A 13,265-nucleotide genomic window follows, 5' to 3' on the forward strand; every position below is an offset into this window, starting at 1 on the left:
TTAGTTAATCAGTACTCTCTTTTTGAGCAGTTTCGGCCCACCTACAACGGTGAGTTGATAAAGACCCTTTGTAAATTTGCTGATGTCCATCACATACTTATAATTGATGCTTTTTGTAAATACAAGTTTACCGGTTACATCATACATGTTTAACGTATAAACCTGAGTTAAATCACTTGAATTCACAAGCACTTGCAATTTATCGCTGGCAGGATTGGGGAACACGCTTAGTTCAGCATTCTCTGTTTCACTTTCTATGCTATTAGCAGTTGAAGCCTGGAGCAAACGATAATTTTGAGCACAATTAGAATCACATTGGGTGTAATAAATTGTTTTGAATTGCTCTAGGGTATCATTGTAAGAACGAACATATACTTTCATGTGGAAAGTTGAATCAATTTCAAAACCAATAGGCTCATCATTTCCAATCAGCATATCATTGTATTTAGCGGTCCAGTAATGATTACCGGCTGAATCGTACTTTAAAGTTACCACATCAAAATCAACCCCATTCCAGCTCTTCCCGGTAAGGTAAACCCGCTCGTTATCGTCAATGAGTATTGCTTTTACCGAATCAACACCTTTGTTGCGGCCGTCAAAATCTTGCTCCCAAATGGTATGGTTATTTGCATCCGCTTTGCGCAGATGATAATTCACATTCCCACTATCACTTTGGGTGGAGATGCTGTAACGGTTGCCGATGTGATCGTTCACAACTTGAAGCATAGCAGGCGAGGCAGGAGAAGCAGTTAAAAGCACCACAGTATCAATATTTGCCTGCGTGTTTCCTATTTTTTTGAATACTCTATTGGAAGATTGCATGCCGGCATAGGAATCGAAATCAAATATACCGATGGCTCCATTAAATAACAGTTGCTCCGCTTGAATTTCACTTATCCAATTGTTTAAAAATTCAACTTGTTCCTTTTCCAAGCGTAGACATGGTGCTAATTTTTCTAATACTTCCATCGCTTTATTCAAATCGCCCACTAAGCGATAGGTAGTAGCTAAATCGATTGAATAATAAAACTCGCGCAAATCATCATCCTTCTCTTTACTCAATTCAATCATGCGTTGTTCCAATGCAATCAAGTTGGCGCAAAAATCGTTGTTTGCATCCAATGGACTTATTTTATTTTCTCGCACCAAGGAACCAAACAGCTCTTTTATTTTCAGATAAGCAAATTCCGAATTCCAATTAATACGCTCTTCCTCGTAAGTAGTGGAAGTGTTTGCTATTTCATAAAACATCTTAAATGAATTTGCCAGGTTATCCGGATTTAAGGTATCCGAAAATTCTTCAAGCGATAACTTAAGTGCTTCCGGCATGCTCTTGTCTGTAAAGATTTCTCCAGAAATTTTAGGACATTTTGGACAATACCCTAATGGCAAACTTCGCTCATTGATACTATTCGGAATAGAGATTATTGGCCCGGTGGTGCATGCCTTGTAGTTCGGAGAATCATCAATAACATCAATGAATCCTGAACCTCCACCACCTTTATGTAATACTGACAATGGAATACCGGTATTGTTATGGTTAGGGGAAGTTATATAAGGTGCGGGTTCATCATACCATTTATTATTATGTGCAGGTAAAATGCGGGTGGAACTGCCAGCAGGATTTATCCACGAAAAGGTTGAACCTGAAAGTGCTAAGGCTGCCGGATTATAAGCATAGTCAACTGAAAAATCATTGTAACCATCCTGCAACACCAGCAAATTCGAAAAATTAGCCTTTATTCCACCACCCGATCTAAAATTATTATTGCCACCAAACCTTCTTAAAGTAGTTGAATTAGTTGGGTCGCTTGCAAGTGGACTTAAGTTTAAACTGGCATAATTCTCCAAAACAATTGAACTCATTCCTGCATAAATGTTACTGCATTTTATGTTCGTTAAGCTTGTTCCTTCTACATAAATCCCCGTTTCATAAACACCGTGCTGACCATTGTTTATACTACAGTTTTGAATATAAAATGCTGCCGTTCCGGCCGAGCTTAGTTTAATGCCGCAGTCATATTGGCTTCCTAAATCATGCATGGTTATGTAGCTCAGGTAACTTGTGGTACTCGCATTCACCCCTTCAATTGGTGCATGGCAATCCCAAAAATCAAGGTGCTCCAACGACACTCCCTTATCCACAAACTTAATACCTGTATAACATTGTTCGAAATTACAATTGCTGATGCGAAGCGTATTGGCGGCTCCCCACATCAAATAAGCGCTCACTCCTTTGTTTAGTTTTTTGAAGCTAACGTTTTCGATTTGATGATTGGGAACAGCACTCACCCAAAATCCATCACCGCTTTGATACGGTTTACTTGATGCCATCACATTGTTTATTCTGTAGCTGCTTGCCATGTGCCAGGAGGCGCCGGTTCCAAACTCCACTAATCCATCTGTCAAACTTTGCATCGCAATAGTTTCATCTGCTTTCACATAGCTCGATTCTACAACTTCCACAATTTTATCGGTTTTCCCATTTCCTTGCAGGCGGATAATATTACTTGCGTCGCCATGTAAATTTATTCCTCCATTTGGCATCCAGCTCAACTTGAAACCAAAATATCCATCCCCACTGTGTTGCAATACTGCTTGATTTTGTAAGTTAAGAATTCCTCCAAATTGGAAGGCTGATTCAGCACCTTGCAATGCAATCTTTGCATTCTGAAAATAATTAAAAGTATAGGCGTTGAGTAGTATTTTACACTGATCACTATTGATGTTCCCATTGGTATATAAATCAAAGAGTCCTGTATTTAAACTTAAGGTACCACCGCTGGCAGCAGTTCCCTTTTTTACGTTCAATGCATGTCCGCTGCCAATGCTGATATCGCAAGTTTGTTGCACATCAATTAATGCGTTGCTTCCATTTAAAATAAAATTTGCATCTTGATTATAAACAAGCACCACACCATTCAAAAACACTTTGCAATTGTCCACATTAAAAGAACTGCTTGATTGCATGCTTATTCCACCGGTTTTAAGATTTAATGTACCTCCAACAGCTGAAGTGCCGCGTAATACATTAATACTGTTACTTGCATTTAAAATCAATTGATTCATCCCACCTTGTACATCAAATAACGCATTGGGGCCTTGCAATAGAATAGTAACATTTGGTTCCAAAACAAAATCTGCGCCTGCTTCAATAGTCAATTTTGAGCCTTCATTAATGGTTACAGTACTGCCGGTTCGTAGAATTAACTTTGTACCGGGATGAAAGATTAGGTTTCCTTTATTTCCCGCTGAGTTATCGCCCAAAGTAATACTACCATTAGCAGCTACCTCAATTTGTGAGTTTGGACAATAACAGGATTCAACAGTTAATGAAGAGCCCGAAGGCAAAATGGTTGCACTGGCAGGAAGTGCGGGGCTTGTAGCAGCTCCAAAATCGCTGGGAACATTTCCGTTTACGTACAAATTTCCACCACTTCCAACAAGTAAATTACTAAAGTATCTGTTTTCAGTGCGTTTAAAATTATAGGTGCCGTTGTTTAATGATGTTGCATCTAAGGTGTTACCAAGTCGCGTTTCAACTTTGGATAATTCATCAAGTGTCCATTTAATATTTCCGTGTGTAAGATCGCCGGTTATCTCCACATGAAATTCATTATTTCCGGATGGAGCATAAAATCCATCAAAAGGATAAATGGATGGATTAGGAATATTGGGATTCGGCAAATTTGCATTCACATTATAAAACAAATCTGCAGTATTAATATCCAATGCACTAACAGTAGGAATAAAACTGTGGTAGGTTTCCATTACAGAACTCGTATACATATTTGAACTCCAGTTTAAGCCAATGTTATTTTGTATCATCGCGCCTATTGCCTTGTCAAACTGCTGTCCAATTTGAAACACCGTATTTCGTTTACCTCCCGGTGCATTATCATACGGCGGCGTATTGGGTGGCGTAACATAGCTTTTGAAATCATAAAAAAGTGATGGGGCTGTTTGACAAGGAAGGCAATTGCTTTCGCAGCCATAAACATTTGCGAGCATTTGAACCAAATCCGGCCCTTTTAAAAATTTTCCAAGATAAACTAGAGATGGACTTGAATTACCACTGTTTGATTTAATACCACAATGAATAAATTCGTGGCTATTGCACGGGCTAATGGATGAAAGTTTAAAATCAGCAAGTATATTTCCGGCCGGAAAAAGCGCATCGGCGGTTTTGCTACCGTTTGATATGGCTACCTTTCGGCAAAATTGAGGATAATTACCAACCGCTGCTAAATCGCTTAACCAAGCTTGACGGTAAGCTGCAGCACCCGGATAAGAATGACTAAGCAGCAACTGCATTGGTGCGGGTGTATACAAATAATCTTTAAACTTTCCGATGGTGGCACTTAAGGGAGAAATTTGTTCTACCATTTGCAAAACGCCCATGGGCATATTCGCACCTTGATGCGGGGAGTCAATGGAAATGTAATCACTAACACAATGCTTCATGTTGTGGTTTTCCATGTAGGCTAAGGCATACTTGGCAATTTGTCCACCCATGCTTGCACCTGCTACAACAATTGAATGGCTGCCTTGGCCGGCAAAATTTGCTTGGATTTTTTGAATTAAATCTACTAAAACCATTGAATTTCCTTGCATGTAAGAGGTACCGTCATAAAAATCGAGGTAAAAAACATCATATCCTCTTGCGTTCAACTCCGATAATAAAATGGGCAATTGATCAAAAATGGTTTCACCAGCATCAATTTCACTAGCTACACCGCTAATAAAATTAGGCCATCCGCGTGATCCATGTCGGTGCACATCATGGTTCTGCGTATCTAAATCCAAGCCTTCTACAAAAATAAGCGGCTTGCGCAATTGCGAAATTGAATTTCCAGGGGCCGGTTTTAACCAGGCATCGCCCGAATAAACTGTGCCATTGTAAACTCCAGTAACATTAAACCCTGAAGCAGGGCATTCATAATTTAAGGGTACGTATGCCCCATTTGCATTTCTTAAATTGGAGATCATGCATTGGGCTTGCGCTCTGACTATCGTCAAAAGCAGTAGCCCTGCTATTAAAAGTAATTTTTTCATTGTTTTTGGTTTTTAAGTGTGATTAAAAAATATTTGTCTTTCACGGAGGGTTAAATGTGGCATGCCAAATCACTTAACGCCTTTCGCGCAATGTTTTTTGCTTACCCAATTACCGCAATTAACCGGATTGCGATAATTTGGGAAACTGGTGCTATAACCGGTTTTACAACACCCCTATATGTCTTGGTTTATTTGTTGCGCACATCCTTAAAGTTTCGAGCGAAACACATTAAAAGGAGGGCAATATTTTTCTGATGTACCTGTGTACGCTGCGTCCGAACTATATCCTACTATCCAATCAGAAAATATGTAATGGTATTATTCAATCCAATATTCTTTTAAAATATTGTTAATCTATATTCGTAAAGTAAAAAACACGTTACTAATACTTAATCGTATAAAAGGTTGTATCGTTTGCTACACAATAAATTGAGCGATTCTCCCAAAACGAGGACACAACGGTTGCGTTAACATAGTTGGAAACATAATAGTCGACACTGTTATTTTGATTCCCCAAGGTCTCCACCACTACCGAAGCACTATCCGGCTTAATATCTCCCACAAATACATATTGATCCGGGCTAATTTTTTCTGAAATTAATATTTGAATTCCTGTGAAGCTGTTAGTTTCCTTCACAAATTTCAGTTTTAGCCAGGCTTTAGGTGTAAAATTGATATTGAAATCGTTAGTCTCCTTTATTTCTGGAACTATGTTTTGATATTTATCAGTTTCATAATACTTATCCGCATTACCTACAATATGGTACTCGCTTCCAGCTGCATTCTTAAATTCAAATTTATAATTTCCATCCGCATCGGTGTACACCTCATCTAGCACATCCACTGTATAACCAGTGCCGGTTGCCGTATAATTTGCAAGTACTAAATGTGCGTTTTCGATGGGTTGCGAGGTGGTAGCATCTATGGCATGTCCACTCACATTAATTTTTCGTGGCGATTTTTTGCATCCGCCAAGTCCTATAGAAAGCGGAAGAATTAATAAGAGAATGAAATTTTTCATGTTTGAATTTTTTTAAAATTTCTTTATTTAGTTAAGCTGCATTGTTTGCAGTTTAAATTTGTCTTGTATTATGATATTAAACTGTGTTAATCCATCACTTTTTCAATCTAACAATTGGGTCTAACAATTTTCGATGACAAACCTACACATAACCAATACCTCAAGTCAATAGTCAAAAAGGGTGATTTTAATTCACCTACTGACTATACTTCTCTGCTCTACCTTCTTTAGTACGCTAATAATCAGCTATGCCAAATATCCCTAAAAGCGAATAATGAAGCACTTTTCTGATTAATGTAAAAACAATTAGATACTAAGCATTCAAAGGTCATGATGTACAATCATTTTTTTCGATATTTTTACCAAAAACTAAAAATAGCTATGCAACGCAACTATAAAAATCAACTTGCTACCCTTGGAATACTTTTAATTTTATCCTGTGCTTCCTTTCTTGGCTTTGCTCAAAATGCTTTAAATACTAGCTTGGGTGATTTTAAAGAAGTAAAAACAAACGGACAGCAGTTAGATATTACAAGTACCAATGCCAATGTTCAACTCACGGTATACTCCCCAAGCGTGTTCCGCATTCGCATTAATAAAAATAAATTTAATGCTGATTTTTCTTATGCATTAGTTGCTCAGCCCAACACCTGCAAATTTACAAGTACCTCAAGCGACAATGCTTTGGTGCTAACCACCGACTCATTAAAACTAACCATCACCAAAAAACCAATGCGCTTTATTTTTTCAACCTTGGATGGAAAAATAATTAACGAAGATGAGGCTGCATTTGGAACTTCTTGGATTAGCGATGAAATCACCACCTATAAAAAAATGCAAAATGGGGAGCGCTTTATTGGCTTGGGAGAAAAAACCGGAGGTTTGGATAGACGCGGAAGTGGCTATACCAATTGGAATACCGATTTTTTTGGCTATGGAACCGATGCGGATCCCATTTATGTTTCCATTCCCTTTTACATTGGAATTCACAGTGGATTAAATTATGGAATATTCATGGACAATTCCGCCAAAAGTCATTTCAATTTTGGGGCAAGTAATAATCGCTTTTCGAGTTTTACTGCCGAATATGGCGATATGAATTATTATTTTATTTACCGCAGCAAAGTTGCCGGAATTATTGAAGATTATACCTGGCTCACAGGTCGCACCCCTATGCCTTCGCAATGGAGTATTGGGTTTCAACAATGCCGCTACAGTTATTATCCCGATAAGGAAGTTTTGAATATTGCCCATACATTTCGTGAAAAGAAAATTCCATTGGATGTAATTTACTTGGATATCCATTATATGGATGCTTATAAAATTTTTACTTGGCATCCTACACGCTTTCCGGAACCAAAGAAAATGTTGGATGAATTAAAAAGCTTAGGCATCAAAACAACCGTAATAGTTGACCCCGGAATTAAAGTTGAAAAAGGATACAAAAGTTATGAGGACGGTTTGAAACAAGATATTTTTATTAAGTATCCGGATAACACCAATTACACCGGTGAAGTATGGCCCGGCTGGTGTCATTTTCCGGATTTCACAAATCCCAAAGGACGCGAATGGTGGGGTAAATCTTTTGCAGGTTATGTAGGAGATGGAATTGAAGGTTTTTGGAACGATATGAATGAGCCTGCCACTTGGGGACAAAAATTTCCGGCTCTTGTTGAATTTGATTACGACGGACACAAAAGCACAACCATGCAAAGCCGCAATGTTTTTGGAATGCAAATGGCTCGTTCCACTTACGAAGGCACAAAAAAATTGATGAATGGAAAGCGTCCCTTCATTTTAACGCGAGCAGGCTACTCGGGCATACAACGTTACTCAGCAGTTTGGACAGGCGATAATTCTCCTTACGACGACCACATGTTGCTTGGCGTGCGCTTGGTAAATAGTTTAGGGTTGAGTGGAGTTGCAAATGCAGGATACGATGTAGGTGGATTTGCAGGTGATGCCAGCCCTGCACTTTTTGCACGATGGATTTCACTGGGTGCTTTCAGTCCATTTTTCCGCAGCCACAAAATGATTAATGCCAAAGAATCTCAACCTTGGAGTTATGGAGAGGAAGTGGAAGAAATTGCAAAAAACTACATTCAGTTGCGCTATAATTTGATGCCTCATTTGTACAGTTCCTTTTATGAATCCACACAAACCGGTATGCCGGTGGCGCGTTCACTCGCGATTGAATATCCGGGCGATGCAAAAATTTACGAAAGCACTTATTACAACCAGTATTTTTTCGGAAACGGAATTCTTGTTGCTCCGTTTTCAAGCACCGTATCTCTAGGAAAAGTATATCTCCCGCAAGGAAATTGGTATGACTTTTACAACGATAAAACATTTAATGGAAACCAAGAAATGGTGGTAGAAACACCTGTAAACCGTTTGCCTGTTTTTGTTAAGGGTGGTAGCATTATTACGATGCAAAGTCCGGTACAAAGTTTTAAAGATGTACCATTCGACACCTTGTACATTCATTTGTATTATGGCGCAAACAATAATTCAATAGTGTATTATGAAGATGACGGGGATTCGTATGCTTTTGAAAAAGGGCAGTTTTATAAACGGGCACTGAATTATGATGCAACAAAAAAAGAATTTCTGTTAGACGATGTGCAAGGAAGCCATGCTACCAAATTTAAAAATGTAAAACTAATTTTTCATGGATTCACAGCGCTGGGTTCGGCTGTAAATGTGGATGGTGTTGCAAACTCCTTAAAAAATGAATCATTTAGTTTTTTAAATCCCATTTCTAAATTCGACCCCATTGGTAGTGCCGGAAGAAAAGATGCAACAGATGGTAAGACAATCGTATTCAAAAATAAAAATGGAAAAACTAAGGTAAGTTGGTAAAACTTTTTCATCTACCCGAATTCACTAATTTACATTCGTATATGCCCAAGAAAGTTTTACTTTTAATATTGTTGCTTTCTACAGCCTCATTTGCACAGGTTACACTTAAAATTGTTTCGGTACCTAAAAACACTCCCGAGAATGCGGTAATTTTTGTTGCCGGAAATTTTAATAACTGGTCCCCAAATGATTCTGCATTTCGATTGACCCAAAACTACAAAGGACAGTATTTTATTGACCTTCCTACAAAGCCCGAAAACTATGAGTTTAAGTTTACGCTTGGTTCCTGGAACAGTACAGAAATGACTGCAGGTGGAGGCGATATTTCCAACCGAAAGCTATTCGGGGGTAAAGATACTGCGGTAAGTTTCACCATTGAGAATTGGAAATCGTTGGGTTCGGATGCAGGTCTCTTTAATGTACCCCAAGCGTTTGTATTCAGTGATAATTTTCCAATGAATAAGCAAAATAAAACGCGAAGGGTTTGGGTTTATTTACCAAGTGACTATGCTGCTTCTCCCAATAAAAGATATCCCGTTTTATATATGCAGGATGGTCAAAATATATTTTCTGCATCAACCGCAGCTAATGGTGAATGGGAAGTAGATGAAACACTTTCGGAGCTCGAAAAAAAAGGTGATTTTGGGGTAATTGTGGTAGCAATTGACAATGGTGGTTCCGAACGCATTGAAGAATATTCACCCTGGAAAAACGCTGAATATGGGGGAGGTAAAGGAAATGAATACTTGGATTTTATTTCGTATACCCTAAAACCTAGCATCGATCTGCTCTACCGCACAAAGCCGGATCGCTTGCATACCGGCATTATGGGAAGTAGTCTGGGCGCTTTAGTTGCGCTATATGCTGCTTTTAAATACGAAGCAATTTTTTCAAAATTTGGTGTTTTCTCTCCATCCCTTTGGCTTTCGGATTCAATTTATAGGATGCCCAAAATTACCTGTCATAAATATGCTTCAAAAATTTACTTGATGAGCGGAATTTTAGAAAGTTCAACGCAAGCACAAGAAACGTATAACATGAGAGACACATTACTGAAATACGGATTCAGCCCTTCGGAAGTGCGTTGCGAAATAAAAAATGATGGCACGCATAGCGAATGGTTTTGGAAGCGCGAATTTGCAGCATGCTATTCCTGGCTCTTCGAGGAGGCGAAAAATGGAATTGTAGTATTACCCTCAAAAAGCGATTTAACACAAGATTTTGATATGGAGTTAAGCGATAACAAGTCCACCTTAAATATTAAAACCAATGGTTTAACCGGTCGGTCTTTAGTTGTAGTGAAAAATGAATCGGGTCGATTGTATGCCCAAAAGCACATAGGTGAGAAGGGATACATTAACCTTTCCAAATTCAGAAAAGGAAGCTACACTGTTACTTTAAGCAACGGAAATTTTAATGCTTCCAAAACATTCGAAAAAAAATAACTTATCTTTAGACCATTATTAGTATTATTGTGTTAAACCAAGCAATTTAAAACCGAAAAAGTGCTTATGAGGGTTGCTTTATTACTTCTTATTTTTTCAGTACGGACAGCTGTTTTTTCACAAGTGAATTGCACCGTTATTTTTTCTGCACCTACTACAGATGTTACAGTTAAAAATGCGACTGTTTGTAATGCTACAGATGGAAGCTTTAAGATTAGAACCAATAAATTAACAGGAAATCCCCCTTATACTTTTTTAGTAAATGGTCAAATATTAAGTAGCGATAGCTTAGCCAATTTAGCACCCGGCGTTTATGTTTTGAAAGCAGTCGATGCAAACGGTTGTATCGACAGCATGAATGTATCCGTTATGGATGCATCAAACATAACTTTCATCAACCAAACCGTATCACCGGCTCCAATCATTTGTAACTCAACCAATGGAAGCATAATTGCGGCAAACCCCAATCCAGCGAGTGCCGGACCCTTTGCCTTTAGCTTAAATAATGGCCCGCAGCAAACTAGCAATTTGTTTACAGGTTTAGCGTCAGGTAGTTATTTAGTTACCATTTTTTATGGCCCCAGCAAGTCTTGTAAACTCGAAATAAACAACGTGTATGTAAGCAACATTGTTAGCAGCGGCGGTGGTTGCAATGCAGGTGATGACGCAACTATTTTTGAAGGTGAAAGTGCTTTTATTTCGGGGGTAGGCGAAGGAAATATTTCATGGACGCCCGACGATTTTATGAGCGATCCCTTTGCTGCAAGTACTTTTGTTACCCCACCCATTGGGATAAATACATTTCAGATGACATCCTACAATCCGGCTACCTGCACAAAATGCACCGATGAGGTTGTGATTACTGTAATACCCGAACTTCAAATTCCAAATACCTTTACTCCCAATGGCGACAATACAAACGATGTTTGGGAAATAGGAAATTTAGAAAGGTTCGACGATTGTGAAATTTGGATTTACACCCGTTGGGGCGAACGTGTTTTTCACCAAAATGGATATGAGAAAGGTGAAGAATGGAATGGGACCAATCATGGATTACCCCTTCCGGCTGCAACCTATTATTATGTGATTGACATTAAGAAAAAGGATACCGAAAGCAAACCCAAAAGATATGCGGGCGCTATAAATATTGTAAAATAATACCGTGCTAAAGAAATTCATACTTAGTTTGTTTTTTATTTTACCCATTGTAACTCTAAAGGGGCAACAATTGGCACAATATACTATGTATTCCTTTAATCACTTTGGTATTAATCCGGCTGCCCCGGGAGAACAAAAATGTGTAGCTGCAAAAATTGGTTACCGAAATCAATGGGTAGGTTTTGACGGTAATCCTATTACCCAATTTCTCAGTCTTCAAGTACCAATTCCTCATCGAAACCGAAATTTTTATAAAGGGTATTCAAGTACCGGTTTATACATCGAAAATGACCAAACAGGAGTTACAAGATACACCGGATATTATTTAAATTATGCCTACCACCGCACTATGGTTAAGGAAACTTTTTTATCGGTTGGTCTATTTGCTGGTGCTTTGCAATATGTTTTCGACCGTAACGCTGCTATCACTGCAAATGCATTTGATAATGCGATTGGTGAAACCAAAGTAAAATTTATTTATCCTGACATAAACCCTGCAATTTGGTTGCACAACGAAAATTTTTATGTCGGACTTTCTATTAAGAATGCGGTGGGCAATTCCTTGAAAAAAGTGTATGGTATTAACAGCCGCCTCGCCCGCCACTATTATTTAAATGCCGGTTACCGCTGGTTGGCTCAAGACAAATCCTTTTCAATAATCCCCTCGGTAATGCTAAAGTTTGCTCCTTACGGAACACCGGGAATTGATGTGAATTTGATGTACGATTACTTAAATAAATTTGACCTTGGTATTTCGTATCGTTTTGTGGATGGAGTTGCTGCGATGTTTAAAATTAAAACCGGTAAATTTATTTACATCAGTTATGGTTACGATTACACCACTTCAAAAATAAAAATAGCCAGCAAAAATACTCACGAAGTGATGATTCACTTTAAGTTTTGCAAATCGGCCGAGGGAAGAGATAAACCCCGCGAAATTTGCCCGGCGTATCAATAGTTTTTTGATAATTTGCCTATTCTTTTTTTTACTCACCGCAAGTACTCCATTACAAGGTTTTTACAAAAAATTGTGACGTGTTTTATTTAATGCCTCAATGCGCGATTGCACTTGAAGTTTTTCGTAAATATGGCGGATATGGGTGCGTACGGTGTTGATGGTGATAAACAGCTCATCGGCTATTTCCTTTAAACGCAAACCTTTTGCAAGTAAGCCCAATATTTCGCTTTCGCGGACAGAAAGGTTGTAATCATTTCTGTACATCATATCGCGCTTTGCGAAGGATGCTACCACCTTGCGCGCAATTACGCTGCTCATGGGCGATCCGCCGGCAAGTAAGTCTTCTAAAGATGCAAATATTTCTTCGATTGCTGCACGCTTTAACATATAACCGCTTGCACCGGCTTTTAGTGCATTAAAAATTTTTTCGTCGTCTTCATATACTGTACACATCATAATCAGACTTTCAGGGAAAATTTCTTTTACTTGTCTGGTGCATTCAATCCCATCAATATCGGGCAAATTAATATCCATCAAAATTATTTCGTGGCACTTCTTTTTTTTCTTGATGAAGTTTAAAAAATCAATTGAATTTGAAAATTTCATGCAGCTGTATTGCTTACTCAAGTTAATTAAGGACGCCATACTCTCTCTAAATTCATAATGATCCTCCACTAAGGCGATTGAAATCTTATTTTCTTCCATAATTTTTTTCTTCAAATTTAGTCTGTTAATTGCTTAAGCACTATCATCAAAAAGGGTGATT

The 13,265-nt window shown here is 38.4% G+C and carries 7 protein-coding genes; 4 read left to right on the forward strand and 3 right to left on the reverse strand.

All coding sequences use genetic code 11. From position 1 onward, the window contains the following. A complete protein-coding gene (locus IPP32_01640; protein MBL0046789.1) occupies positions 1-5,055 on the reverse strand; it encodes a T9SS type A sorting domain-containing protein in 5,055 nt (1,684 codons plus the stop codon). Positions 5,056-5,437: 382 nt separating this feature from the next. Then, positions 5,438-6,076: a hypothetical protein gene (locus tag IPP32_01645; GenBank protein ID MBL0046790.1), complete on the reverse strand. Its 639-nt coding sequence runs from the start codon at positions 6,074-6,076 to the stop codon at positions 5,438-5,440. A 381-nt stretch (positions 6,077-6,457) separates the two neighbouring features. Here IPP32_01645 and IPP32_01650 point away from each other — a divergent pair, with 381 nt between their 5' ends. The 4 genes from IPP32_01650 (at position 6,458) to IPP32_01665 (ending at position 12,499) form a co-directional block, all read left to right on the forward strand. Then, on the forward strand, positions 6,458-8,938 hold the full coding sequence (locus tag IPP32_01650) for a glycoside hydrolase family 31 protein (protein MBL0046791.1): 2,481 nt from the start codon (positions 6,458-6,460) through the stop codon (positions 8,936-8,938). A gap of 41 nt (positions 8,939-8,979) precedes the next feature. After that, the gene (locus IPP32_01655; protein ID MBL0046792.1) at positions 8,980-10,383 is read left to right on the forward strand and encodes a hypothetical protein; all 1,404 of its coding nucleotides are present in this window, start codon (positions 8,980-8,982) and stop codon (positions 10,381-10,383) included. Between the two features lie 66 nt (positions 10,384-10,449). Further along, a complete protein-coding gene (locus IPP32_01660) occupies positions 10,450-11,541 on the forward strand; it encodes a gliding motility-associated C-terminal domain-containing protein (protein MBL0046793.1) in 1,092 nt (363 codons plus the stop codon). A 4-nt stretch (positions 11,542-11,545) separates the two neighbouring features. Then, complete coding sequence (locus IPP32_01665) at positions 11,546-12,499, forward strand: type IX secretion system membrane protein PorP/SprF (protein ID MBL0046794.1); 954 nt, start codon at positions 11,546-11,548, stop codon at positions 12,497-12,499. A gap of 60 nt (positions 12,500-12,559) precedes the next feature. Here IPP32_01665 and IPP32_01670 read toward each other — a convergent pair whose 3' ends face one another. Beyond that, complete coding sequence (locus IPP32_01670; GenBank protein MBL0046795.1) at positions 12,560-13,204, reverse strand: response regulator transcription factor; 645 nt, start codon at positions 13,202-13,204, stop codon at positions 12,560-12,562. Between the last annotated feature and the right edge of the window lie 61 nt (positions 13,205-13,265).

It is taken from the genome of Bacteroidota bacterium (genome assembly GCA_016721765.1).
GTDB lineage: Bacteria > Bacteroidota > Bacteroidia > UBA4408 > UBA4408 > UBA4408.